Raw genomic sequence first — 26422 nt, 5'->3', positions numbered from 1 at the left:
CCTATACTTCCTTTGCATGTTCTTCATCCCATTTTCTGTTTGCTTTCTCCACATTTAACAGTCCAAGAATCACTGTAATTGCAACACTGAGGATTACCGGAATCACGATATACATGGCAAAGATCATATTGATCGCACCTTCTGTCTGCTCTGCTGCAGTTCCGATATAACCGCCTAAGTCTAACAGCCAGCCCACTGCTGCAGTTCCGATTCCACCACCGATCTTGATACCTAAAGATGAACAGCTGAACATTGTTCCATCCATCCGCACACCCTTTGTACGATAAGTATAACCACTGATCTCCGCGATCAGCGCATTTAAAGTTCCGCTTAAAGTTCCGCTTAAAGTTCCTGCAAAAATACCTTTGATAAACATGAATAACAGCATCAATTTAACATTTCTCTGGTATGCAAAATAGATAAAAAATACACTGAGTACACAGTTGATCGCATATCCCCAGAAATTCACTTTCTGCATGCTTCCAGTCTTTTTCACAAGCATTGGCGTAAAGATCAGTGCGATGATTACCGGGAACATTTTCATCATCTGGAACATGCCAAGTAACGATGCATCTCCAAGTACATATTTTGTAAAATAAACACCACTGCCTGTTGTAATATTACTCATTATGTAATATACAATATACAAAACAAGAATCAAAACATAATATTTATTGGTAAATAAAAATTTCATGCTTTCCCAAAAACCAAGTTTATCATCCTGCGGTTTTGACTCGTCTGTCTTTCTTACCGACTCATCCGGTTCTACCTCTTTTACCGCAAGACAGCTGATCGTGTTGACCACCAGACCGATCAGTGCACAGATGATCGCTACCGCTCTCCATCCGGCTGCACCGCCACCAAAAGCCTCCACACCGCCTGTTACAGCAAATCCCATAACAATATTGGTTACGACTGCAAACATAAAACGAATCGAACCAAGCTGTACTCTCTCCTGCGGGTTATTGGTAATCAGCGCTGATAATGTGGAATATGCAACACCGTTTGCCGTGTAAAAAATTGCATTCAGGCAGGTATAAAATGCAAAGAAATATGCATACTGTGCAGTTTGTCCCATATTCGGGATTGAGAACAGCAATACCAGACATAACGACACACCGATCTGTGCATACAGCATCCACGGTCTTGCTTTTCCGAGTCTGCTTTTTGTCCTGTCGATCATATTACCAAAGAAAACATCCGTTACTCCATCAAAAATCTTTGACACCAGCATTAACGTTCCGATGATGCTGGTCTTTAATCCCATGATATCTGAAAGATACAAAAGCAGGAAACTTGAAACCAGTCCATAGCTGCAGTTTGATGCCAGATCCCCCGAACCATATGCAAGTTTCTGATACCATTTTAAATATTTTTTATCATTCATTTTTTCCTCTTCCTTCTCGTCTTTTTTGCTGCCTGTCCACACATAATGTGCGATCAGAATCACTTTTTTACATTCGAATGTTGTTGCATTTATTCTATCACTTTGCTTTTTTTCCCTTCAATGCTATAATTAGACACAACATCCATCATTTAGTAACATATTCGCGACTATCACAAAAAGTTCCAACGGGAGAATCCAATGAACCAGTCATCCATTGATACTTTAAAAAACAATTTTTTTGAGATCCAGAATGTAAACAGCAGTTTTAACCAGTACTATCACCTGACTTCCCCTTATAATGCCGTCATTGAAACCTACCGCTGTGATCTGGATATGTCTTATTTTAAAATTTCAAGTTTTTCCCCAGAGCACACCAGCCATTCTCTGATCGATGCCACGGAACTTTTGGAAAAAATGAAAAACCGCCCTCTGCACCAACACGATTTTTTTGAAATCATGTTTGTTCTGCAGGGAGAAGCGATCGTTAAAATTGAAAATACAAAACGGGTTTACCCATCCGGAACCGGATGTATTGTGAACTGTAATTTAAGACATGTGGAACTTCTCTCACATGATTTTCGGATTTTCTTTCTGAATTTATCCAAAGATTACCTGTTGTCCCTGTTTCAGTCGGACAATCTGTTCCATCTGATGCCAGAGACAAATATGGAGCAGAGTGATGCGTTTCACTTTTTATATAAAAATGCTGCTGATGAGGATAATACCAAAAAAGAATATCTTGACTTTTTCCCCTCATACCACAACCCGGCAGCCTTTGAGAAACTTTACCAGATTGCAGAAGAAATCATAAAAATCACACTGTCTCCGCAGATTGGTTCTTCCTTTTTTATCAACGGACTGATCTGCCGCTTTTTAGATACGCTTTCCAATCCGGACTTTTTTCATCTGGCAAGTATTCAGATTGATTACGGAAATGATTTTCTGATCTTTACAAACCTGACACATCTGTTAGAAAACAGTGACGGGCGGCTCAGCCGGCATGAACTGTCGGATCTGCTCAGTTACAGCGGCGACTATTTAAACCGGATCACAAAAAAATATACCGGAATGACCTTATTCGAATATGGAACTACGTTTTCTCTCCGCAAAGCAGAATATTATCTTTTAAAAACGGATCTTTCCATATCCGAAATTATTGCACAGCTGAAATTTACAAACAAATCTCATTTTTATAAGCTTTTTTATGCAAAACACCATCTGTCACCAAAAGAATTCCGAGGCAAATACCGTAAAGATTAGATGGAGCAGACGGGACTGGCAACTCATCTGACATGAAACCCATATTCACGTTCTTCCACCGGTATCTGTTTTGCCACGATCCGGTCAATGTTTACATAGGTTCCCTGATTTACCAGAGCAAGCACTTTATCGATCTGTTCTTCTGTTCCCTGCATCTCTAATAATACAGAGCCGTCCGGCTCATTTCTTACCCAGCCGGTCACGCCGAGCATGTTTGCGGCATGCTCCGCCCTGTACCGAAACCCTACGCCCTGGACTGAACCATAAACAGATATCTTTTTCCGGATCATATTGTTGCCCATAATATAAAACATTTCCTTTCATCGCCAACGCTGACATATTGGGTTCAACCAGATTCTTTGCTATTTGATTCCACGCGATCGAATCAACCTCTACCCAATCAGTTCGTACTGCATCAGCTCGTATTTTAACTTACTGCCTTCCATAATCTCTGCAGGAAGCAGCGCACGTGCCACAAGTTTCAGATCATCCGATGTGATATCTGTTCTGCGCAGATTAGCATAATCTCCATCGATAGAAACAACTTCATAAAACCAGGTTTCCATTACTGTAAATCCTCCTCTGTATAATAAGTACCTGACATTTCTGCATTGATCTCGGCAATTTCTTTTTTTCCGTTGATATAATCTGCGTAAATGTCCCACAGATCCATATCTCCGCTGTCACCAAGTCCGTCCTCGTCAGGAATCCACTGTCTGATCAGCGCAATACGCTGTTCTTTGGTTGTATTTGCAATACTGTAATCTTTCATTTTGCCTGCTCCTTTTTCTGTTTGTAACCATTATTTTTTATATATTTTCCGTATATCTGCAGTCCGGGAAACCTGTGCATCCCCAGAATTCACCAAATCTTCCGTTTCTTTTTTTCAGGGTGCACCCGCACCGTGGACAGATTTTCATCTCTGTCTGTTTGTTTACGGTTTCTTTTAATTCCTCTGCCATAAGTTCAAATACCTGCTGATTCATCCGGCAGTCAGCGAGGGCACGGTGTGCCCCATTCGTAGAAATGCCATAATGTTCCGCCAGATCACCAAGCCGTCTGTGTTTCCACTCCGGGAAGCATTGCTTCGCAATCGCAAGAGTATCTATGTAATCATTCGTGAGTGTCTGTCCAAAATATTTTTCGCAGTCCCTGTACAAGAATTTCATATCAAAACTTGCAATATTGTGGCCTGCCAACAAATCATCCCCAACAAATGCCAAAAATTCCGGTAAAACTTTTTCAAAGGTAAGCGCCTTTTCTACCATTTTATCGGAAATATTATTTACTTTGCTTGCCGCATATGGGATATGTCTGCCTGGATTCACAAGTTCACTGAACTCGTCCACGATTTTTCCATTTCTGACTTTTACTGCGGAAATCTCTATAACCTCATCATAAAGGCTCGATATCCCCGTCGTTTCAAGATCATACAGCACATAATCCGGTACATATTCGTTCCGCTGCTTTCCCTTTTTCTTTCCTAACATCAAAGTTCTCCATTCTGATGATATATATTTCTGCTGTCGTTTTTATCATCTAAAATAATATAAGTTAACCAACAAATGATGGTTTGTTTATGAAATAAATCGCCCGTCCAAATGGTGAGTCGCAGGTTTGTGAATGGCATCTTGCGCAAAGCCGGAGTTAATTTTGGTTCCGTTGTACGAAAATAAGAAAAGTCTAGGTATGCCTGATTTAGGTTTTCTCAGAGTGACGTGACCGGCAACAACGAGTCATCCATGACTCGATGCTGCCTTGTTCTGCCATCCGTGGCAGAACATCACTGTGTGTAGACAGGCATACCAAGATTTTCTAATTTTCTCCCAAAGTCACAAAATTAGCTTCGGCTTTGCGCAAGATGCCAGCCTCCAGGTTATGAACACCATTGGGGCGGGCGGTTCATCTCAGAATTGGGGGCGCGGGTGTGGATTATTGATATTCGCACGAATAAAAATATGCTTAAATTTCTAATGTGCTGTATCATTAATATTTAGCCTAATGACTTTCCAAAATTTTCAGCTGCTGCATTGTATTACATGAAATTTTTCGTAAATTGCCAGATTAATAACGCAGAATATTTTTTCAAATGTGTATGGCAATAAATATGGGCATAGCGGTATATATCGAGGTTTTTGCCAGTATTGTCAAACCAATAATAATCTATTAAACATAGTTATTTGGAAATATTTTTTAATCTGATTCAGACACAAAACACTAAAAATTTACACCCGCCAAAGTTGTAAAATGAGTTCCCCGGCGAAGGGTGGTTCACAACTTAGTGGCTGGCGAATCGCATCAAGCCGGGGCTCGTTTTGTGACTTTGGAAGAAAATTAGAAAGTCTTAGTATGCCTGCCCGAAATACAGTGTTGTGCTGCCATGGACGGCAGCACAAGTCCTAATGTGCCCGGACGGCACATTTAGGACGCACACGTCACTCCGCCTCAACCTGAATCAGGCATACTTAGACTTTCTTATTTTCGGACAACGGAACAAAACAGTCCCGGCTTGATGCAATTTGCCAATCGTAACCCCCCAGAACCACCCTACACAGGGAAACTCGTATCACCCACAAACCAGTATTTGCCGATCTATTCATAGTATGTAGATATCCAAATTAGCGTACATAATGTACTCTGTTTTCCTCATAGCGGTCTTCCTGCGGTCGCTCCTCCGCCGGATAGCCACACGGAACAAGCGCAAACGGATTTAATCCGGAAGGTATACCAAGCACTTTTCTGACCGCCTCCATACGTCCTGCATCCGGTGAAATTCCCATCCATACAGCGCCAAGTCCCTGTGCATCTGCCTCTAACAACAGATTTTCAACTGCTGCACTTAAGTCAATGTTAAAATATTCTGGTGCGATTCCCTCCGACCGGAAGCATGGAACAAAGATAACCGGCGCCTCCGCTGCACATTTTGCATATGGTGATGCCTCTGAAAGTGCTTTTATGACATCCTGATTCGTTACCACATAAAACTCCCATGGCTGCTGATTGCATGCGGACGGTGCTGCCATCGCTGCCCTTAATAGTTTTTCGATCTTTTCCTGCTCTACATCCTTTGCCTGATATTTTCTCACACTGATTCTGTGAAATATGCTGTTCATTCTTATTTCTCCCATCCCTTAAAAATCATATCTGACCACTGCACAGTTTTCCACACCAAATGCAGCATACTCTTCATTTGTCATTTCATAAAAATAGGACTGCACCACCCGCGCAATTCCATTATGTGCCACGAGGATATAAGTCTTGTCGGAAGCAGTCACCTCATCTAACAGATTATAGATACGCTGTGCCAGATGAAGCATCGACTCACCACCCGCGTAACGGTTTATAAACTGTTTTTTAGCCTCTTTAAATTCTTTTCCATCTCTCGGTGTGGACTCATATCTGCCAAAATTCTGCTCTTTCAGCCGCGCTTCCTCCCTTGCAGGAATCCCGGTGATTTCCGAAATGTGACGTGCTGTATCTTTCGCCCTGATAAGCGGGGAATACAGGATTTCGTCTGCCATGATCCCCTGTTCTAAAATCTTTTTTCCTGTCTCGATCGCCTGTTTATGTCCAAGATCCGTGAGTGCAATATCCGTTGCTCCACAGATCTTATTTTCCACATTCCATATTGTCTGTCCATGGCGGACAAAATAAACCTGTCCCATTTTTATCTCCATTCCTGCGCTGTCCTCCAGCGCATCTTACGTTTGTGCGTAAGCACAAATCTTGTGTATGAAAATGTATTTTTCACATTATATCCATGCATAGTCGCCGCCTGTCACAGCAAGTGAAAGAAGTGTATCCATCCGTTCAACCTCTTCGGCTCCTTTTACAACCTGGATCAATTTCGCACTTTCTGCTGCCACCGGCATTTCCTCATCCGGTCCGACCTCCATATCCGGTTCCTCCCCGCAATAAGGACATACAAGCTGTGGTCCTATCTGTAATGACAAAAACCGGTTTCCGCATTCTTTACATTCATAATATCCGCACATCTGCGTGCCATCCGGTACATAATACATTGTCTGATCCTCCATATCTGCCTACATCTCTTTCGTGGCTTTTTGTATTTCTTCCTCTGTAGCTTTCAAAAGTTTTCTTGCCTGTTCAACGGTTCCTCCGTTTTTAAGATAGTCTTTAATAATTCCAAGACGCCCCTCCGACTGTCCTTCTTTTCTACCCTCTTTGATGCCTTCTTTGATGCCTTCTTTGATTCCTTCCTCTATTCCTTGTTTACGCCCCTCTTCGCGCCCTTCTTCCAATCCTTCTTCCCTTGCCTCTTCCTTCCAGACCTTTACAGCTTCATCCATATTAAATTCTGTTGCAAACATACCCACTACCTCCGATCCTAAATAAGTTAACTGATCTGTCAGAACTCCTTCTTTGATGCATTCCCGCACTGCAATATCTATCGCTTCTTTTAATTCACTTCCATTTTTACATAAGTACTTGATTTTATCAACAAAATAACTGTATCCACTTAATAATTTTGTCTGCTGCAATAATTTAGAGTTCTTTCCGTAGTTAATATTATAGACTTTTACTTTCAGATCAATATTAACTTCCGCGCCTTCCGGGAACGCATCTGACAAGTGCATTTCCCAGTATTCTTTCTGATTACGGTCTCCATTGTAAAATACCACAAACTCCGGTGCATCCAGTTCTATCCGGCGTTCTTTGTATACGGCATTTGTTGTCATCATCTGATTGTATGTCCTACCCAGATACATCAGAAAACGCAGCGGCATATTTTCATTCAATGTAGACTGATGTTCCGTCAAAACAATCACACGTTTTTTTCTGACGCGAAATGCCAGATCATTTTTCATCTGCCTTGTAAATACATCTTCAATCGTACAGTCCTCTATCTCGCTTTCATCTGTCAGACAATCATCAAATAATGCATTATACAACTCCAGCATACCCGCTTTTTCTTTGAACAGATACCGGAAAAAAGTATCCTTATACTTTGTATTGGCATACGTTTTGTCTGCAGCGTTACCTGCAGACACCCCATTCATATTTTCACTCATATATTCTTCTCCTGATTGTACGCTAAAATAACCCCATTTACAAATTTAAAATCATGATTCAACATACACCTACCGAAAAATGTAAGTGCAGTTTAACATCATATTTTACATTTGGCAAACAAAAACGTCATTTTGTACAAAAATTTTGAAGTTAAAGTATACAGTGTGCACAAAAATGTGTCATTCAAACTATACAGTATACAAAAATGGGCGATAACACACCGTTCTGTGTATTTCGCCCGTTACACTCCTTCTTCCGTTTATCCCCATAAATTACACAGGTAAATCAGAAATGTCGGAGACAAAACCCCCTCGTCCATTCCAAGCTGCATAATCTTCATAATTTCCTCATTTCCATGTAAAAACCTCCGAACCACAAATGCTATCATCGCATTTCTTGTTTCCAAATCCACATCATACTTTATAGAATATAAAATCAGCAAGTGGGATGATACCAGATTGCACAATACGCATGCAAGATAATTTTTCAGTAATTTTCTTTCCTTCTGCGGTGCAAAAGCAGTCCGCATCCAATTATAGACAAGCATGTTTTCCCACTGCTGTTCATCTTCCTGTGCCGTCCATTTTTCTCTGGCACGGTTCCATTCCTCAAACGTACATTCCCGGTTCAAATGCAATAACTGCCATATCTTATCACAAGTGCCAAATTTATCTGCAAACATTGTTCCAAGGATAATTTTTTCATAGGCATTCACTGTTCCACACAATGACTGAAACTGCTGCTCGCGGTTGACCTCCATATCCTTTATTCCCTCATACATTGCCTGATAAAATGACGGATTAAAAAAGTGCGTTATCTGCGCTTCTACCGCTTTAAAATCCTGCTGTCCTATCTGTGAACTCATTTTTTCTATCGTATAAGCCCCATAAAATTCACGAAACCATAGTGGCAGTTCTGTATTCCGTATAAAATCTGTAACTGCTTCCCTTACTGCAAGATTGATTTTCATTACATCATTATATATTGGAATATTTTCCATATTAAGATCAGGATCACGCTCTGATATAAAAGTTAACTTGTCCTTTACTTCAAACAATAACTGCACTGCTTTCGGGCAGCCGAGAAATATATATTTTTCATCCGTATCATATGAACGGACTGTTTCTCTTGGAAATACCACACAGGTACGACATAATTTTTCTGCTCCTTTATCCAATACAATTTTGCACAACTGGTCTTCATCCAGCATCGGGCACATACCATCCGTCTCCCGCAAATTTACTACACTGCCTTGCAGATTTTGATCATATTTTACACATTTTTTTGCAAATCTCCCAATCTCGCCGCCCATCATCCTGTAATCTTTTAATGTTTTCTCATCTATTACGATTGACCATCCCCCACAGCAGGTCAGTGGACACTCTGCTCCCATACAGGAAAACTCATCGTAAAACGTTGCCTTTAACAGGTTCATTTTTAACTCCTTTTCTACGAAAAATGCCCCGGAGCGTAACGCCCCAGGACATCTTTACATTGCATATAATAATTACCGTTTTGCTGAAATTACTGTAATAAGGAAAGTACACCCTGTGTAGACTGGTTCGCCTGTGCGAGCATAGACTGACCTGCCTGTGCAAGAATGTTGTTCTTGGAGTACTCAACCATCTCTTCTGCCATATCTGTATCACGGATACGGGACTCTGCAGTCTGGGTATTCTCTGCTGCTGTATCAAGGTTGCTGATGGTGTGCTCCAGACGGTTCTGGATTGCACCCATTTTACCACGCTGTGCAGAAACTTTCTTGATTGCTGCATCAATCGTGGTAGTAGCTTTCTGGGCACCGGACTGTGTGCTTAAATCAACTTTGTTGCCATCTACGCCAAGTGCTCTTGCACTCATGTCATCGATAGAGAAACTCATGGTCTGACCTTCATTTGCACCAATCTGCAAGGTAATGCCGGCACCAGAAGATACACTGTCATAACCAGCCTGCCCCCACATAGCATCTGTACTTCCAAGACCAGCTCCGGCGGTGCCACCACCCATTGTAATATCGCTCACCGATGATGCGCCACTGGTTGCAAATAAAGTATTTGGCTCATCTGGTGTATTTCCACTTAATTTAACATCAAAGTCGAATCCTGCCGTTTTAAGAATATCCTCTAAATCTTCTGCCGTATATTCTTTGCCTGCTGCAAGATGAATTGTATACTCACCATTTGTTACCGTATTTGTTCCACTGATTTCAATTGCTGTATTTGTCTCTACTTCTTCTTTGCCTGCCGCCTTATCGAATGCAAATTTAAACACAGTATCATTGAACTCTGCTCCATACTTATTTGCCGTAAATGAAATTGTATCTGCACCAACAAATCCAGTTACAGTTCCATCATCAGATACTGCCTTCACACCACCGGCTGTTACAGTTCCAGCAGTTGTGTCTGCATCTGCATTAAAAATACCATTCTTTAAAGATACTTTCACTTCAGCCGGTGCACCAGTTGCGGTACTGTCTTCCTGTTTTGCATTTGCGATCAAGTCATCAATTTCGTCCTGTGTATATACCTTATTTTTCGAAAGATTTAAAGTTAATGTCTTTCCATCAGCAGCCCAGATAGCAGTCTCCTGACCTGCCTTTGTTGTTGTGGAAGCTGCTGTTGCTACTTTAATACCTTTCACGTTAGATGTTACAAGTGCACCGTCTAATGTTGCATCTACAACACCAAACTTCGGACCTGACCCGGTTGAAGATGTACTTCCACTCTGGGAACCATCCAACAGCTTCATCGTATTGAACTCTGTTGTCTCAGAAATTCTTGTCAGCTCTTCCTGTAACTGGGAAATCTCGTTCTGTACTGCCTCGCGGTCGTCATCTGTCTCTGTACCGTTGGAAGCCTGTACGGATAACTCTCTCATTCTCTGTAAGATGGAGTGTGATTCGTTTAATGCGCCCTCAGCGGTCTGGATCAGAGAGATACCATCCTGTGCGTTGTCAGATGCTTTGTTTAAGCCACGGATCTGGCTTCTCATCTTCTCAGAAATAGAAAGTCCTGCTGCGTCATCTGCTGCACGGTTGATCTTGTAACCGGAAGATAACTTCTCAGATGATTTTGCCTGCATTCCTGTTGTAACGCCTAAATTTCTGTTCGCATTCATTGCGGACATGTTGTGCTGTACTACCATTGCCATAATATTTACCTCCGTGTGATAAAAAATTTGTCCTGCCGTTACCCGGCATCCGGGAATCCTTTCCCTTTTTTTCCGTGATATGCGGAAATTTTTCTTAATTTTTAAGACATACGTCTTAAAAAGATTTATAATAAGCCCGACCCCTAGGTTAGCCTGACCTTATTACCTTGCTTCTTCTGATCTGCTGCGGCGCTCCCTCATCAGAATTGCAGCAATCTCTTTCTGTGCCTGTTCCGAAATACCCTGTTCCTTATAGTAGTGAATGCGGTTGCTTTTTCTTTCTGCAGAACTACGCGCAATATTCATCTCTCTCGGCGCATCCACCAGAAGATGAATATTATTTGCAGAACCGCCGGAAAAAACGACCCTGATGTTTTCACCGATGTCAATATAGTCACCGGGCTTTAACGTTAACTTGAGCATAAAATCTGTTTTCCTCCCTGATTATCTGTTTCTCCCTGAATGCAACATTCCATATAAAATGTTGCGTTTACAGGCTTGCGGTATTTTCCGCAGAAAGGAGTCATTATGGGTACAACACAACCGATCCGTGACAAGGACGAACTAAAAAATTTCATTGCATATTACGAGGCTGCACATCCGAATATCCGCAATTATACGATGATCATTCTTGGACTCTACACCGCATTGCGCATCAGTGATGTATTGAATTTAAAATGGAAAGATGTGTATTATTTTGAGAAAGACTGTTTCTTAGATCATCTTCTGATCCATGAACAGAAAACAGGAAAGGTCAATGAGATTGCCTTAAATTCACATGTTATCAAGGCACTGGACTGTTACCGGAAAACAAGAAAACCTGACGCAGAGGATTATATTTTTTCAAAACAGACTAATCCCACGCAGCCACTCTGCCGCTCCCAGGCATATCGTATTGTACGCAGAGCAGCGGACGAAACCTTATGCGAAACGCATATCAGCTGTCATTCGCTCCGCAAGACGTTCGGTTATCATGCATGGAAACAGGGAATTTCGCCGGTTCTTCTGATGGATCTGTATAATCATTCTTCGTTTTATATCACAAAGCGTTATCTGGGAATTTCTCAGGACGAGCGGGACAGTATTTTTCATACCATTAATTTCTGAACAGATTTAAAAAAATTTAGATTTTGGGGTTAAGTTTCTTTTTGTTATGCCGAAATAATAATTGTAAATAAAAAACGCAACATTTTATATGAAATGTTGCGTTTTTTATTTATTATGGCATAACTTTAAATTTATTATGTGTTATTGTTTGAATTATCAGACTTTGTTATAATTTTTTAAATAAAAAAGTGGATCAACTGGTCAAAGGAGTCATAGATCTTATGAAAGAAAATATTGCAACCATCCCTTTAATCAAAGCATTCAACGCCAAAGACGAATGCCCTTTCTGCAATTTAGAGCGCGAAGCCGAGCAGCATGCGGTCTCATTTATTTTAGGTTCCGCCTATATGGAGGATGATATCCGTGAAAAAACAGATGCAACCGGATTCTGCCGCCATCACTTTAAAATGATGTACGATTACGGCAATCGACTTGGAAATGCATTGATCTTAAGCACGCATTTGAAGAAACTGAATCAGGAACTCGCAAAAGAAATGTCCGATTTTGCCCCAGGCAAATCAAGTCTGTTAAAACGCATGAAACGCACAGACGCAACCGCAGAGCATGAACCGCAGACCGCGCTTGGCGCATGGATCTCCAAAAAGACGACGGACTGCTATGTCTGCGATCATTTCCACAAAATCTATGGCAGATATCTGGATACATTTTTCGACCTGTATCTGAAAAATGAAGAATTCCATCAGCTTTTTGAAGAGAGCAAAGGGTTTTGTCTGCCTCATTTCGGGGATCTGATCGAGACTGCAGAAAACAAATTGAACGATGCGCAGAAAAGGGAATTTTACCCGAAGGCATTTGCACTGATGCAGGAAAATATGGAACGCCTGCAAAAAGAAGTCGCATGGTTTGTAGAAAAAAATGACTACCGGAACAAAGATAAAGACTGGGGAAATTCCGCTGACAGCATTCAGCGAGGTATGCAGAAATGTGCCGGCGGCTATCCGGCAGATGAAGTGTTCCGGGCAAAGTTGTAAAATGAGGTCTTTTTGATTCATGGAACATAATTTCCAATAAATCAAACAAAGCATAATGGTTCAGGTGAAAAACATTCCTCGTCTTCCCTGAATCATTATGCCTTTTTCCCTAGAACGGAAGTCCTCCAAGACCACCCATGCCACCGGTGATTTTTGACATGGAATCCGAAGAGAACTCTTCTAACTGACGAAGTGCCTCATTGGTTGCCGCCATGATCAGATCCTCTAACATCTCGATATCATCCGGATCAACCACTTCTTCTGATAATTTTACTTTTGTTACTTCTCTCTTACCGGAAACAGTAACTTCAACAGCTCCACCACCTGCTGCTGCTGTAATCTCTTTTTCTTCTAATTCTTTCTGTGCCTCTTCCATCTGACGCTGCATTTTCTGCGCCTGTTTCATAAGGTTGTTCATGTTGCCCGGCATACCGCCCGGGAAACCGCCTCTTTTTGCCATGTGAATCCTCCTTGTTTTGCGGAGCAAAATGCGACTGCCTATGCAGGAGCAGAGGATTTTACTCCTAAAAATCGTCTTCTTCTATTTCAAAATTAATCAACTGGCGCAAATCAGGGTATATCTCCCCGCTTGGCGTGCCAGTGTCATTTAATTTTACCAGAATCTCTACCTCTTTGCCAAGTCTTTCTGCAACTGCTGCCCGAAATTCATCCTGACAGTTGGAACGGTTCTCTTCTATATAAGTATACGCGTTGGCATCCTCAAATGCCAGTATCAGCGTACTGCCCTCTCCTAATGTCGGAACTGCTTTTTTGAGATAGGTTCTTGTAATTCCTGTCAGCTGTGATAAAATGCCGCTCCAGCTGCTCATGACCTGCTTAATATCTTCAGGGATTGCCTTGGGAAGTTCCTTTTTTTTTAACACTTCCGATGCGGCAGAAGAACCTGTTGTCCCCGCAGCCATCTCACCGGATGCCTGCGTTACTACGACACCCTTCTCCAGCTTTTTTTCAAGACTGTCCACGCGGTCGACCAGTGAACCATAATCTTTTTCCATCTCTGGTTTACATAATTTGATCACCGCAATCTCGATCAGTATACGCTTCTGTACGGCATAACGGATCTGATTACTCAGTTCTGAAAAAATCCGGATATAGCGCATAAGAATGTCTGTATCTACCATCTGCGCCTCTTCTTTTAACAGAGCAAGATTCTCCGTTGAAATATCGAGCACATCCTCCATATCATCCGAGCTCTGCACAAGCATGAGATTCCTCAGATACCATGTAAAATCATTGACAAACTGTCCTAATTCCCTGCCCTCAATGACCATCTCATCGATCACACCGATTGCACCGGTCACATTTTTCTCTAAAATCTGGCGGAGCAGTCTGCTGAAAATCTCGGTATCAACCGCACCAAGTGTCTCAAGCACCTTGTCGTAAGTAAGATCCTGACCAAGATAAAAAGCAATACACTGATCTAACAGGCTAAGCGCATCGCGCATGGAGCCGTCCGCTGCTTTTGCGATATAGCGGATCGCGCGCTCCTCCACTGTGACATGTTCTTTCTCCATCAGCTCCATCAGTCTCGCTGAGATCGTTTCAATAGAAATACGTCTGAAATCGTATCTCTGGCAACGTGATAAGATCGTGATCGGAATCTTATGAGCCTCCGTCGTTGCAAGAATAAAGATCACATATGACGGCGGTTCTTCGAGTGTCTTTAACAGTGCATTAAACGCACCTATGGAAAGCATATGAACCTCATCGATGATGTAGACTTTGTATTTTCCTTCTGTCGGACGGTATTCCACCTCCTCACGGATCTGGCGGATATTATCCACACCGTTATTCGACGCCGCATCAATCTCTATCACATTCATGGAGTTGCCCGCTGCAATCGCCTTACAGGTCGGACACTCTCCACATGGGCTGCCGTCTACGGGATGCTCACAGTTAACCGCTTTTGCAAATATCTTTGCAATGGTGGTCTTACCGGTTCCCCTCGTTCCACAAAACAGATATGCATGCCCGATTCTGTCTGCTTTGATCTGATTTTTTAATGTTGTAACAATGTGTTCCTGTCCTTTGACGTCCTCAAACTCCTGCGGACGGAACTTTCGATATAATGCTGTATATGACATCTTAATCCCCGAAACTGATTCCGATCCGTTTTGCCTCTTTGATCATCTGGCAATCCGGATCTACTGTTTTTAATTTGCCTGCCACTTCACCTAATGGCACGCGCTTTGTCTTTCCATTGATCATGGCGATCATATTGCCGTAATCCTCATCCATAATAGCCTGTGCTGCTGCGGAACCAAGTCTGGTGCAGAGTACACGGTCATAAGGGCATGGACTTCCACCCCTTTGTGTATGTCCCGGAACAGTCACACGTACTTCCACTCCTGTTTCCTTAAAAATCTGGTCTGCAATCTCATAGGAAACGGACGGATATTTGCGTTTTGCCACTTTCTCTTTGTATTCTTTCTTGGATAATGCCGCGTCCTCCTTGGAAATTGCTCCCTCTGCAACTGCAAGGATAGTAAATCCTTTTCCTGCCTTGGTACGCTTATTGATCGCTGCAATCACTTTTTCAATATCATATGGGATCTCCGGCAGCAAAATGATATCTGCACCACCGGCAACCCCTGCATAAAGAGTCAGCCAGCCAACTTTATGTCCCATAACTTCCACGATAAATACACGGTTATGTGAAGCTGCTGTTGTGTGGATACAGTCGATCGCATCTGTTGCAATATTGATCGCACTCTGAAATCCGAATGTAACATCTGTTCCATAAATATCGTTATCAATAGTCTTCGGAAGATGAATCACGTTTAAACCTTCCTCGCGGAGCAGATTCGCTGTTTTCTCTGTCCCATTACCGCCTAAGATAACCAGACAGTCAAGTCTTAATTTATAATAGGTAGATTTCATAGCTTCTACTTTGTCTAATCCATTTGCATCCGGAACGCGCATCTGTTTAAACGGCTGTCTCGAAGATCCGAGGATCGTTCCTCCTTTGGTAAGGATTCCTGAGAAATCCGCTGATGTCAGTAATCTGTAATCTCCGTAGATCAATCCTTTATAACCATTTAAGAAACCGTAAATCTCCAGCTCATCTACGTTTTCACTCAATCCTTTTACCACACCACGCATTGCTGCATTTAATGCCTGGCAATCCCCACCGCTTGTCAACATACCGATTCTCTTCATCTGCGTTTCCTCCTGTATACCCATATTTGCATTGCACAATTTTTACATGTGCAGACTCTGTGTCTTTCGCTCTATTTAAAATATTACCCTTTTCACAGATATTTTGCAATATTTCTGGCAAAATCAAATATCTAAAAATATATTTTTTGACTATACTAAAATTAAATTGTATTATGGATGTATAAGAATCTGCCGAAAAGGAGGTACACGCCATGCCATTATCAAAAGAAAACACTTTTACAACCAAATATATCTATTCCCTTCCAGAAGGGAAACGCGCAGAGCTGATCGATGGTGTTATTTATGATATGGCACCTCCAAACAGACTGCATCAGGAACTTGTGATGAATTTATCAGCAGAAATTCGTGATTATATCAAAAAAAATAATGGTTCCTGCAAAGTCTATCCGGCACCATTTGCCGTTTTTCTGAATCAGGACGATAAAACTTACGTTGAACCGGATATCAGCGTTATTTGTGACAAATCAAAACTTGACGACCGTGGGTGTAACGGTGCACCGGACTGGATCATTGAGATTGCATCTCCCAGCACGAAGCGCCTCGATTTTGGAATAAAATTATTCAAATACCGTTCTGCCGGAGTCCGTGAATACTGGATTGTAAATCCGCTCACCAAAACAGTAAACGTGTTTGATTTGGAAAAAGAGGAATTAAGTGACCAGTACAATTTTGACGATGATATACAGGTATGTATTTATGATGATCTGACAATTAATATTACAGAATTGCTGAAATAAGAAAGCATTCTGCTTAAAGCAAAACAATAGCCGGAAAGCCTTGATTTTACTGCAAAATCTCGACTTTCCGGCTGTTTTATTTCATCGGGGTAACAGGATTTGAACCTGCGACCTCACGGCCCCCAGCCGTGCGCGCTACCAAACTACGCCATACCCCGCAAATAACGATCCTATATTAATATATGAAGCCGTCAGAGATTCAGTATACCATATTTACATGTTTTTTTAAAGTTTGAAATGAATTTTGTATTTTTTTTATTGTTTTTACGCTTTTTTTATTTTCTGGTAGAAAAAAAATTCAGATTGTGTTAAGATTTAACCTTGCAAAAAGACTATCTATTGACATTTTTTTGCAATCAACAAATAATGATATGAATTTATATATCATAGAATTTGGAGGCTGATTTTATGAAAAAGTTACTTGCTCTTTGTGGAAGCATCGCAACTATGCTGCTTTTCACACCGCTAACGATTCTCGCAGCAGAATCCGGCGAAAGCAGTACTGCAACCGTTCCGGTATGGCTTTGTATCCCATTTGCCGGTCTGTTACTCTGTATCGCAGTACTTCCGCTTGTAAAACCGGAATGGTGGGAGAAAAACCAGCCGCTTGCCGTAGCTGCTTGGTCCCTGTTATTTATTATTCCATTTGCAGTGACCTATAGTGCCGGCGATGCGGTCGAAACAGTACTTGAGTGTATTTTAAACGATTACCTGACTTTTATCGTCCTGTTATTTGGTCTGTTCTGTGTTGCCGGTAACATCACTTTAGAAGGCGATCTCGCAGGTTCCCCGCGTGTCAACGTAATCTTCCTTGCAATCGGTACCTTACTCTCCAGCTGTATCGGTACAACGGGTGCCAGTATGTTAATGGTACGTCCGATGATCAAGATGAACTCCTGGCGTCAGCACAAGAGTCACATTATGGTATTCTTCATTTTCCTGATCTCGAATATGGGAGGATGCTTAACCCCAATCGGTGATCCGCCACTTTTAATGGGATTTATGCGTGGTGTTCCGTTCTTCTGGAGCATGCATCTGTTCCTGACTTTAATCTTTAATATGGTAATTTTACTGACTGTATTTTATCTCTTAGACCGTCACAATTACCGCAAAGATATCGCAAACGGCAGAAAACCGGATATCAGCAAAGCCGGTACTACTTTAAAAATCGATGGTCTGCACAACATCATCTTCCTGGTTATGATCGTTGCTGCCGTTATTTTAAGCGGAACACTTCCAAACCTTGCCGCATTTCAGGATGCAGCCGGAAATGTACGTGGTATCCGTATATTCCGTGAAGTAACTCTTGGTTTTCCTTCTATTATTGAGGTTGCCATCATCCTGCTTGCCGCTTTACTTTCCTTTAAAACAACAGACCCGCAGATCCGTACCAGCAACCACTTTACCTGGGGTGCGATCAAAGAAGTTGCCGTTCTCTTCATCGGTATTTTTATTACCATGCAGCCGGCGCTGATGCTTCTTAAATCCATGGGACCGGAGCTTGGTCTTTCCAAACCATTTGAAATGTTCTGGGCAACCGGTGCACTTTCCAGTTTCCTTGATAACACACCGACCTATCTGGTATTCCTGACAACCGCAGGTACACTTGGTTTTACGCAGGGCATTGCAACTACAGTCGGAACAATTCCGGTCAAGATGCTCACTGCGATCTCCTGTGGTGCCGTATTTATGGGTGCAAACACTTATATCGGAAATGCACCAAACTTTATGGTAAAATCCATCTCTGACGAGAACGGTGTGCGCATGCCATCGTTCTTCGGATACTTATTATGGTCAATCGTATTTTTAGTTCCGGTGTTTATCATTGACACTCTGGTATTCTTTTTATAAAGGGGGGATTTCACAATGGAAAATAATATCGAAACATCACGGGCACTTGCTACCCGCATTTATGATCTCGACAGTGAAGTTTACCGTCTGATAGGTTCTTCCCTTGGACGCACTTTTACCGGCGACAAAGAAACAAGCATTCGTAACCTGACAACCCTGATCTCCACACACCCGCAGGGACACCTGCTCCGCAGTGAGATTGCTTTAATCGGTAATATGGCACGTACGATCCGCAATAAAGAGGACCGCAGCCGTATGATGCATGAATACAATGAGATTTTACACCAGATTGCAGAACTGCCTGCAAGTTTTGGTTCGGTCGATATCCTTGACCAGAATCTTGCTTCCTTAAATACATCCAACCTGCACCAGAAATTTTCCAAAGACGATCATCTGATCATCTGTATCGGAAGAACACACGGAAGTGCCGGTACTGATATCGGTTTTGCACTTGCAGATGCATTAAAGATCAACTACTATGATGTTGAGATTTTCAACCGCGTATTAGAGCGTTTAGAGGCAGAAAAAGATTCCGTTACAGACCGCGACAGTTTTACAGCCAAACTTGATAAAGTAGCTAAACACGATACCAACGCCAAGCGTTTCTTAAAAGATTTCAGCCGTTATCACGGTCTGCCAAAAAAAGATGCAGTATTTTTCAATCAGAGTGATCTGATCGTGGAAATGGCAAAAAAAGAAGACTTTATCGTAATGGGACGCTGTGCAGATGTGATTCTGACAAACAACCGCATCCCACACATCAGTATCTTCATCACCGCTCCGTTTGAACAGCGTGTGCACCGTATGATGGAGGTAAACAATCTTCCACTCAGGGAAGCCGTTCGCCGTTTGAAAAAGATTGATAAAGGACATGAGCAGTACTATCATTTTTATACCGGACGTAAATGGGGCGATGCCGTAAACTATGATCTTTGTATCAACAGTGCATGCTACGGTATCGAAGAATCCGTAGAACTGATTGAGCGTATGATCGACAGACATCCTGAAAAATAATACCTAAAAACAAGAGACATATTGCAAAAACCAATTAAGGTGACTGCGATATGTCTCTTTTTTATATTTTTATGTATATTTTTCTTTTATTTTACATATAACTTATAATTGTGCAACAAATTTACTGTTTTCCACTATTATACACTCTTATCCACATTATCCACAGAGTTATCCACTTATTATCTAAATTTTCATTTTTATTTTATATATTGTCGCATAATTTTTATTTGCCTGTATATCTAGGTTTTTCAATCTATAACTTCTCATACAACACGTTTATTGAGCCATTTTCCCCGCTTATACCGTATTACAAACAGGAGTGAACGGAACACCCAGTCCACATACATTCCGATCCATACACCAAGAACTCCCATTTTTAACGTACCCGCAAAGAAATAACTGCTTGCAACTCGGAATACCCACATGGAAAATACGCTGACCTCCATGGTATATTTTGCATCTCCCGCAGCACGCAGGACATTCGGCAATGCAAAACTTAATGGCCAGATCAGCATGGCACAAATGGAAAATGTCCGCAGAAGCTGCACTGTAATCGTAAATGCCTCCCCGGAAAGAGAAAAACAGCCAACCAATGGCCGAACCAGGATCAATAACGTAATGTCCGTCAGACACATGCCGCCATATGCAAGTCCCAGCAGTTTTTTACTGTACCGTTTTGCCTGTTCTTTTTCCCCTGCACCGATACATCGTCCGATTACTGTGACCATTGCAAGCCCGATGGCAATTCCCGGAATATTTGCAAAGCCTGCGATGCTGTTTGCTACGGCATTTGCTGCGATCGCAGCCGTTCCAAATGTTGCAGTCAGGCTTGATACTAAAAGTTTGCCGATCTGAAACATTCCATTTTCAATACCACTTGGAATACCGATCTTAAGAATTTTCCCGATCACGTCTTTCTTTGGACGTATACATCCCGGTGTCGTGATGCAGAGCGGATTATCTTTTTTCGACAACAACACTACCATAACAAGTGCAGATACCATTCGTGCGATCAGTGTCGCAAGCGCCGCACCTGTCACACCGATTCCAAACCCATAGATCAAAATCGCATTGCCTCCGATATTGATCACGTTCATAACAAGGCTTGTATACATGCTGATCTTACTATTCCCTATGCTTCGAAACAGTGCTGCTCCTGCATTATACACGCCGAGGAACGGATAAGATATCGCAGAGATCAGAAAATAAATCTGAGCTGCGTCCATAACATCTGCTTCAATCTGTCCGAAAATTGCACGCAATAAAAAACGGTGCAGAAACAGTACCAGTATCATCACAGTACCAGATGATGTGAGCATGATAAACATCAACTGACCCGCCGAAAGTTTTGCCTTCTCCGGCATTTTTTTACCGAGATACTGGCTGCACACAACAGCTCCACCGGTCGCAAGCGCCGACAATATCTGGATCAACAGCACACTGATACTGTCTACAAGCGATACGCCCGAAACCGCAGCTTCCCCGCAGGATGACACCATTAAAGTATCAAACAGACCAATGCTGAGTGCCAGCATCTGTTCAATGATCAGTGGTATGATCAATTTTTTTAAATCTTCTCTTGTAAAAAGCGGCTGCTCCATATTTCTCCTCATTTCCTGCATATAAAAATCTTATTTTAAAATTTATCCCCATGCAAAACGTGGCACAGCTTACGCCATGCCACGTTACTCTCTCGTCATACTGATATTTTATTTAAAATATACTGTTATGCACTGGATTGATTCATGCCAACAGTTTCTTACACATTATCTTATGCAAGTGCTGCTGTAATGATAGCCATAGAATAAACTTCTGCTGCATTACATCCACGGGACAAATCGTTGATCGGAGCATTTAATCCAAGTAAGATCGGTCCATAAGCCTCGAAGTTACCAAGACGCTGTGCAATCTTGTATCCGATATTTCCTGCATTGATATCCGGGAAGATAAATGTGTTTGCATGACCTGCAACCGGATTACCCGGGCATTTGGTACGTGCTACACGCGGAGAAACTGCTGCGTCGAACTGAAGTTCTCCTTCAATTGGAAGATCCGGGTATTTTGCTTTTGCTTTGCTTGCTGCGTTGCGCATTTTGTCTACATCCTCACCTTTACCGGAACCGAGTGTAGAGTAGCTTAAGAATGCAACCTTAGGATCAACACCGAAAATCTTCGCACACTGTGCTGTCTCACCTGCGATCTCAACTAACTCATCCTCTGTCGGATGAATATTGATCGCACAGTCACCCATTGCAAGAACTTCGTTCTCACCGGTAGCTGCAGGACGAACCATGATAAAGCAGGAAGATACGATTGTATTGCCCGGTTTTGTTTTGATCAGCTGTAATGCCGGACGTACAGTATCTGCTGTTGAATAAGTAGCTCCACCAAGAAGTGCATCAGCAACGCCCATTTTTACAAGCATTGTTCCGAAGTAGTTTGCCTGAGAAAGGATACCTTTTGCCTGCTCCGGTGTCACACCTTTACTCTTACGAAGTTCGCAGAATAAAGAAATCATCTCATCCATTCTGTCGTAGTTAGCCGGATCAATGATCTCTGCTCCACGGATATTAAAACCGCTCTCCTCAGCCTCTACAGCGATTTTCTCCGGGCTACCGATTAAGATCGGATGAAGGAATGTTCCTGCTAACAGACGGGAAGCAGCTTCTAAAATACGAGGATCATCGCCTTCTGTAAATACGATTTTCTTAGGATCTTTTTTTAAGATGTCGATCAGTTGTCCAAATCCAAACATGATTATTTCCTCACTTTTTATATAATGTAATTGGCGCTCTCTACCAGCGCGTGTCATGTTTTCATTATATAGCAGTTTTTTTGAAATTCAATATTTGTATTCAAATAAATGCAGTTTTATTTGACATATTCTCTCAATTTTGATATACTGTCAGTATCTTTGTGAAAAAATTAACGTAAATTGTATTTTTCTTCATACAAAAAGGTACCGCAGATCAGATTATGACCTGCGGTACCTTTTATTTATCACATGAAAACCCGTTTACTCTTCACTGTCTGTGGATTCTCTCTCCTTTTTATTTCCTGCATTTCGGATTGCCCCAAAAAGTTCCGGCACATGCTGCTCTTTATCCGGTTTTGTTGCAAGCATGAATCTGCGGAAGAAAAATAATATTCCAATGCTGACAACCGAAAGCAGATCTTCCAGTGCTGATGTTTTCTGCACGATCATATGGCGCGCGATCAAAAAGATCAACACTTCCATGATATTCTGGGAACTCGGTTTGCAGAGCATCTTGATAAACTCCAACCCGATCACCACATCAAAAACGGCATCAAGAAAGATAAGAAACGCTTCCGCGTCCGTCCGGTTCTGCCAGTATAATAAGAGTTCCGGAAAAAGATTAAGTGTTGCAATGACCACACCGATCACGGCAACTAATGCTATGATGAGTTCTAAACCTTCACTTACCTGATACAGTCCTTTTCTGAGTTTATCCACTGTTATTCCTTTCAACTATCAAAATCAATCCAATGCACGCTCTGCGAACATTCCGATTGTCATAAATTAAAACCGAGCGCCTCCCATCGAATCCAGACCACAGACGTTACCTCCACAGTTAACTCGGCCCAGGCACCCTTACGGCACACAAGAGCTTCTGCTTAGGGCTGCTCCATTCCTGACCTGACCCGGTTCACAGATTCCTGTTGCGTAAGACCCAAACTTCAACGCCACTTATGAAGGGCAGCTCCACAATCTGACAACCCTCCGTTCGGCATCACCCCAGCTATAGCGGATTGCTGGTTCAGGGTACCGCTACCACCCCGGCTGCTCGGAGATTTAAGTATAGCCTATTTTGCCCTGTATTGTCAAGACAGATACAGCTCTTTGGACTTCTTTTTCTGGCGAAGTTCCTTGAAAAATGTGGAAAGCATTTCCGAACACTCTTCTCCTAACACTCCTTTTTCAATCTCGACCTGATGGTTGAACTGCTGCATCTGAAGCAGATTTAGCACCGAACCGGCACATCCCGCCTTCGGATTCATGCTTCCGATCACCACTTTTTTCATCCGGCTCTGAACGATCGCCCCTGCACACATCTGGCACGGCTCTAACGTCACATACATCGTACAGTCCTCTAACCGCCAGTCTCCCGTTTTCCTGCTTGCCTTACGTATGGCAGTCAGTTCCGCATGTGCTAACGTATTGCCTTCTGTATTTCTTCTGTTATACCCGCGTGCAATGATCTTATCATCCTGCACGATCACGCAGCCGATCGGTACTTCATCTAAGGCGTATGCTTTCCTTGCCTGCCGGATCGCTGCTTTCATGTATTTTTCATCCTGATTCATGGACAGTTTCCCCAAAATGTTATACTATATAATATGCAGTATTTTACCGCACTTTTTCATTTTTGTCGAGAAGGGAGCACCTTGCATGCAGCGAAAAAACGCTTCTTTAAAATATGAATTTGAGACAGAGCGCCTGCTCCTAAAAGTCCTGACTCCAAACTACGCCAATGCAGTCTTAAATTTCCAGAACCGCAACCGCGAAAGTTTTGAAGCCTATGAACCGGCTAGACCGGATAATTTTTATACTGCATCCTACCAGCAGGCTGTTTTGAAATGTGAATGGGATCTCGCCCTGAAACAGCAGTGCATCCGTTTCTATGTTTTCCGGAAAGAAGATCCTCTTACGATCATCGGAACCGTATGCCTTCATGACATCCGCTTTGCCGCATATTCCTGTACAGAAATTGGCTATAAATTTGACGCAGCATTTCGTCACATGGGGTATGCCACAGAAGCTGTCAAAGGTGCTATGCGTCTTGCCTTTTATGATCTCCATCTTCACCGCGTGTTTGCTCGCGTTATGCCGGAAAATAAAGCATCCATATATCTTTTAGAATCAATTGGTTTCCAATACGAAGGTGTAGAACGCGGCTGCTTTCTCATTCAGAACCGCTGGGAAGACCATCTGCGCTACGCATACCTCAACCCATCTGATGAAAGCTAAGGATTATTTACTTATAATTATTCCTCTATAAAACGATACCAGCAGCCAAACCGGTTTTCCACCTGCTCCGGCATAAATTCCGGAAACCCAAAGATGATCGCCATAACACGCTCCTGATTCTGATAAATTCCAGGCACTCCGAGAAACCATTTATCTTCGTTATCTTCTTCTATTTTTCCAAGCACAAGATATCTGTAATTAAAAAATCCATGCAGCAAAAAACTATTATTTCCAAGATACCAGTATTTCCTCGGAAGCTCTCTGATATCCTTTAATTCAATTTTAATGCAGGTAATATTCTTTTCTGAAAAAGGCATGCTTGCCGGATGACTTTTTAAAAACTGTTCCCAGATATCCTTCCACTGGTACTGTGGGAAGAAATTACGGGCTGGAAGTTCGGTTGCTCTGAGTTCATTGTCAGATTCCCTGTCAAATTGGGCGGTCTGAATTTTATTTTCCTGTTGTTTTTTCATATTGTCCTGCACAGGCGTTTTGCCTGCTTCTGGTTTATTTTCTGTTTCTGATATGATATTTTCTGTTTCATACAGATTTTTTTCTACATGTTGTTTTTTTTCTGCACGTATGTTTTCTCTTGCATGCATATTTTCTTTTACATGCATATTTTCTTTTGCATGCATATTTTCTTCTGCATACATATTTTCTTCTACATGCAGACTTTCTTCTGCATATATATTTTCTTCCGTCTGCTCTGCCTTCCACACTATGAAGTGTTCCATATCCACAGCAAGTGGCTCTCCCTCTGTCCATCGGCTCATAAAAATACGTCCATCTTCACTGCACAAAAAAATTCCTTCCATCTCAAAAAAGCTAAGCAATGATGTCGGTATATGTGCTGTTTTCATAATTACGTTAAAATCCCCTGCACCATTACGGACATCCATTTCTCCAATCAGGCTTCCTTCTATCCCACTGCCCTGTTTACGGAACAAATAAATCTTACAATGAGTCTGTGCCGCATAGACACCCCGCAGATGGATTTCTAATCTGCATTCTTCTCCACGCAGCTCGATTCGGGCAAATCCTGTATTTCCTGCTTTTTTTGTATTTTCATAGGCATATATATATGTAATAAACCGTTTCATTCCCGCCATAGGCACTCTCTGTTACTTTTTTTCTATTTATATGCTGATTTTTCTGTTCTATGTCAAATATACTGTTGACTTTTTTTATTAATTATCATATGATAATTTTAGTAACAATTACTATTATTAAGAAAGGATGGTAAAATGCTGAAACGAAGTAAGCAGCGGGAATCCATCAAGAAGTTTTTAATCTCGCGTTATGACCACCCTACCGCAGAGACCGTCTATATGAATATCAAGGAAGAATTTCCGAATATCAGCCTTGGCACGGTATACCGCAATCTCTCATTGCTTGCAGATATCGGTGAGATCCAGAAGCTGTCTACAGGAATCGGACCTGATCGTTTTGACGGTAATCCAAAACCACATTACCATTTTATCTGTAAAGAATGTGGAAGCGTTCTGGATCTTAATGTAACAGGACTGGATCATATCAATGTTCTTGCCGCACAGGACTTTAACGGCGAGATTGAAGGACATGTAACATATTTTTATGGAAAATGCCCTTCCTGCAAAGGCAAAATACAGACTTCCTGATTGTTTTCCCTCAAAAACTTCAAAAATGACGTAAAAATAGTCTTGACAAAAAGAAGTTT

Annotated in this window: 28 protein-coding genes, 1 tRNA gene and 1 other RNA gene; 8 read left to right on the top strand and 22 right to left on the bottom strand. The window is 41.9% G+C overall.

What is annotated here, in order from left to right; all coding sequences use genetic code 11:
* Nucleotide 1 precedes the first annotated feature (1 nt).
* Entirely contained in the window at nt 2–1387 is a 1386-nt protein-coding gene (locus ACDD58_RS10970; protein WP_370777428.1) for an MFS transporter, read from the bottom strand.
* 198 nt (nt 1388–1585) lie between these two features.
* Between ACDD58_RS10970 and ACDD58_RS10965 the strand changes: the two genes are divergently transcribed.
* Complete coding sequence (locus ACDD58_RS10965) at nt 1586–2647, top strand: helix-turn-helix domain-containing protein (RefSeq protein ID WP_370777426.1); 1062 nt, start codon at nt 1586–1588, stop codon at nt 2645–2647.
* 23 nt (nt 2648–2670) lie between these two features.
* On the opposite strand, the gene ACDD58_RS10960 is transcribed toward ACDD58_RS10965, so the two are convergent.
* The 11 genes from ACDD58_RS10960 to ACDD58_RS10910 all read right to left on the bottom strand — a co-directional run bounded on the left by ACDD58_RS10960 (nt 2671) and on the right by ACDD58_RS10910 (nt 11254).
* Nucleotides 2671–2949 carry an acylphosphatase gene (locus ACDD58_RS10960; protein WP_241070810.1) on the bottom strand — a complete coding sequence of 93 codons (279 nt, stop codon included), beginning with the start codon at nt 2947–2949 and terminating at the stop codon, nt 2671–2673.
* A gap of 90 nt (nt 2950–3039) precedes the next feature.
* Entirely contained in the window at nt 3040–3213 is a 174-nt protein-coding gene (locus tag ACDD58_RS10955; RefSeq protein WP_117922486.1) for a chorismate--pyruvate lyase, read from the bottom strand.
* On the bottom strand, nt 3213–3419 hold the full coding sequence (locus tag ACDD58_RS10950) for a hypothetical protein (RefSeq protein ID WP_117922487.1): 207 nt from the start codon (nt 3417–3419) through the stop codon (nt 3213–3215). The genes ACDD58_RS10955 and ACDD58_RS10950 overlap by 1 nt, the downstream gene beginning before the upstream one ends.
* A 37-nt stretch (nt 3420–3456) precedes the next feature.
* Entirely contained in the window at nt 3457–4137 is a 681-nt protein-coding gene (locus tag ACDD58_RS10945; RefSeq protein ID WP_370777423.1) for an exonuclease domain-containing protein, read from the bottom strand.
* A 1128-nt stretch (nt 4138–5265) separates the two neighbouring features.
* The gene (locus tag ACDD58_RS10940) at nt 5266–5760 is read right to left on the bottom strand and encodes a nitroreductase family protein (RefSeq protein WP_186899817.1); all 495 of its coding nucleotides are present in this window, start codon (nt 5758–5760) and stop codon (nt 5266–5268) included.
* Between the two features lie 18 nt (nt 5761–5778).
* Entirely contained in the window at nt 5779–6312 is a 534-nt protein-coding gene (locus tag ACDD58_RS10935; RefSeq protein ID WP_370777486.1) for a histidine phosphatase family protein, read from the bottom strand.
* A gap of 87 nt (nt 6313–6399) precedes the next feature.
* Entirely contained in the window at nt 6400–6669 is a 270-nt protein-coding gene (locus tag ACDD58_RS10930; protein ID WP_117920791.1) for a hypothetical protein, read from the bottom strand.
* A 21-nt stretch (nt 6670–6690) separates the two neighbouring features.
* The gene (locus tag ACDD58_RS10925; protein ID WP_370777421.1) at nt 6691–7680 is read right to left on the bottom strand and encodes a hypothetical protein; all 990 of its coding nucleotides are present in this window, start codon (nt 7678–7680) and stop codon (nt 6691–6693) included.
* Nucleotides 7681–7940: 260 nt separating this feature from the next.
* A complete protein-coding gene (gene fliB / locus ACDD58_RS10920) occupies nt 7941–9116 on the bottom strand; it encodes a flagellin lysine-N-methylase (protein ID WP_117920793.1) in 1176 nt (391 codons plus the stop codon).
* 89 nt (nt 9117–9205) lie between these two features.
* Entirely contained in the window at nt 9206–10831 is a 1626-nt protein-coding gene (locus ACDD58_RS10915; protein ID WP_370777419.1) for a flagellin, read from the bottom strand.
* Nucleotides 10832–10993: 162 nt separating this feature from the next.
* Nucleotides 10994–11254, bottom strand: coding sequence for a carbon storage regulator (locus ACDD58_RS10910; RefSeq protein ID WP_370777418.1), 261 nt, complete (start codon nt 11252–11254; stop codon nt 10994–10996).
* Between the two features lie 105 nt (nt 11255–11359).
* On the opposite strand from ACDD58_RS10910, the gene ACDD58_RS10905 reads away from it, so the two are divergent.
* Nucleotides 11360–11938, top strand: coding sequence for a tyrosine-type recombinase/integrase (locus ACDD58_RS10905; protein ID WP_117920796.1), 579 nt, complete (start codon nt 11360–11362; stop codon nt 11936–11938).
* A 221-nt stretch (nt 11939–12159) separates the two neighbouring features.
* The gene (locus ACDD58_RS10900) at nt 12160–12930 is read left to right on the top strand and encodes a DUF6062 family protein (protein WP_370777416.1); all 771 of its coding nucleotides are present in this window, start codon (nt 12160–12162) and stop codon (nt 12928–12930) included.
* A gap of 109 nt (nt 12931–13039) precedes the next feature.
* On the opposite strand, the gene ACDD58_RS10895 is transcribed toward ACDD58_RS10900, so the two are convergent.
* The 3 genes from ACDD58_RS10895 to ACDD58_RS10885 all read right to left on the bottom strand — a co-directional run bounded on the left by ACDD58_RS10895 (nt 13040) and on the right by ACDD58_RS10885 (nt 16110).
* Nucleotides 13040–13390 carry a YbaB/EbfC family nucleoid-associated protein gene (locus tag ACDD58_RS10895; protein ID WP_186899820.1) on the bottom strand — a complete coding sequence of 117 codons (351 nt, stop codon included), beginning with the start codon at nt 13388–13390 and terminating at the stop codon, nt 13040–13042.
* A gap of 64 nt (nt 13391–13454) precedes the next feature.
* Nucleotides 13455–15035: a DNA polymerase III subunit gamma/tau gene (gene dnaX / locus ACDD58_RS10890; RefSeq protein ID WP_370777414.1), complete on the bottom strand. Its 1581-nt coding sequence runs from the start codon at nt 15033–15035 to the stop codon at nt 13455–13457.
* A gap of 1 nt (nt 15036) precedes the next feature.
* Complete coding sequence (locus tag ACDD58_RS10885; RefSeq protein ID WP_117920799.1) at nt 15037–16110, bottom strand: 6-phosphofructokinase; 1074 nt, start codon at nt 16108–16110, stop codon at nt 15037–15039.
* 212 nt (nt 16111–16322) lie between these two features.
* Between ACDD58_RS10885 and ACDD58_RS10880 the strand changes: the two genes are divergently transcribed.
* On the top strand, nt 16323–16868 hold the full coding sequence (locus tag ACDD58_RS10880) for a Uma2 family endonuclease (protein WP_370777413.1): 546 nt from the start codon (nt 16323–16325) through the stop codon (nt 16866–16868).
* Nucleotides 16869–16952: 84 nt separating this feature from the next.
* Here the strand turns inward: ACDD58_RS10880 and ACDD58_RS10875 are convergent.
* Nucleotides 16953–17026 (bottom strand) — tRNA-Pro (locus ACDD58_RS10875).
* A 250-nt stretch (nt 17027–17276) separates the two neighbouring features.
* Here ACDD58_RS10875 and ACDD58_RS10870 point away from each other — a divergent pair.
* Together ACDD58_RS10870 and ACDD58_RS10865 are read left to right on the top strand one after the other, a co-directional pair.
* Nucleotides 17277–18719: a sodium:proton antiporter gene (locus ACDD58_RS10870; protein WP_117920801.1), complete on the top strand. Its 1443-nt coding sequence runs from the start codon at nt 17277–17279 to the stop codon at nt 18717–18719.
* Between the two features lie 15 nt (nt 18720–18734).
* On the top strand, nt 18735–19733 hold the full coding sequence (locus ACDD58_RS10865; RefSeq protein ID WP_118209236.1) for an AAA family ATPase: 999 nt from the start codon (nt 18735–18737) through the stop codon (nt 19731–19733).
* Between the two features lie 263 nt (nt 19734–19996).
* On the opposite strand, the gene ACDD58_RS10860 is transcribed toward ACDD58_RS10865, so the two are convergent.
* The 5 genes from ACDD58_RS10860 to tadA form a co-directional block, all read right to left on the bottom strand.
* Nucleotides 19997–21334, bottom strand: coding sequence for an MATE family efflux transporter (locus tag ACDD58_RS10860; protein WP_370777411.1), 1338 nt, complete (start codon nt 21332–21334; stop codon nt 19997–19999).
* Between the two features lie 170 nt (nt 21335–21504).
* Nucleotides 21505–22488, bottom strand: coding sequence for a phosphate acetyltransferase (gene pta / locus ACDD58_RS10855; RefSeq protein ID WP_186899825.1), 984 nt, complete (start codon nt 22486–22488; stop codon nt 21505–21507).
* 261 nt (nt 22489–22749) lie between these two features.
* Entirely contained in the window at nt 22750–23208 is a 459-nt protein-coding gene (locus tag ACDD58_RS10850; RefSeq protein WP_370777409.1) for a hypothetical protein, read from the bottom strand.
* Between the two features lie 72 nt (nt 23209–23280).
* Nucleotides 23281–23543: signal recognition particle sRNA large type (gene ffs, locus ACDD58_RS10845), an RNA gene on the bottom strand.
* A 33-nt stretch (nt 23544–23576) separates the two neighbouring features.
* Nucleotides 23577–24059, bottom strand: coding sequence for a tRNA adenosine(34) deaminase TadA (gene tadA / locus ACDD58_RS10840; RefSeq protein ID WP_117920806.1), 483 nt, complete (start codon nt 24057–24059; stop codon nt 23577–23579).
* A gap of 85 nt (nt 24060–24144) precedes the next feature.
* On the opposite strand from tadA, the gene ACDD58_RS10835 reads away from it, so the two are divergent.
* The gene (locus ACDD58_RS10835) at nt 24145–24723 is read left to right on the top strand and encodes a GNAT family N-acetyltransferase (RefSeq protein ID WP_370777408.1); all 579 of its coding nucleotides are present in this window, start codon (nt 24145–24147) and stop codon (nt 24721–24723) included.
* Between the two features lie 17 nt (nt 24724–24740).
* Here ACDD58_RS10835 and ACDD58_RS10830 read toward each other — a convergent pair whose 3' ends face one another.
* On the bottom strand, nt 24741–25835 hold the full coding sequence (locus tag ACDD58_RS10830; protein WP_370777406.1) for a DUF6128 domain-containing protein: 1095 nt from the start codon (nt 25833–25835) through the stop codon (nt 24741–24743).
* Between the two features lie 135 nt (nt 25836–25970).
* On the opposite strand from ACDD58_RS10830, the gene ACDD58_RS10825 reads away from it, so the two are divergent.
* A complete protein-coding gene (locus ACDD58_RS10825) occupies nt 25971–26363 on the top strand; it encodes a transcriptional repressor (protein ID WP_118209240.1) in 393 nt (130 codons plus the stop codon).
* Nucleotides 26364–26422 lie beyond the last annotated feature (59 nt).

The organism is Roseburia sp., assembly GCF_041325975.1.
Classification (GTDB): domain Bacteria; phylum Bacillota; class Clostridia; order Lachnospirales; family Lachnospiraceae; genus Roseburia; species Roseburia rectibacter.
The sequence above is the reverse complement of the archived record's forward strand: the minus strand, read 5'-3'. Positions and strand labels throughout refer to the sequence as shown.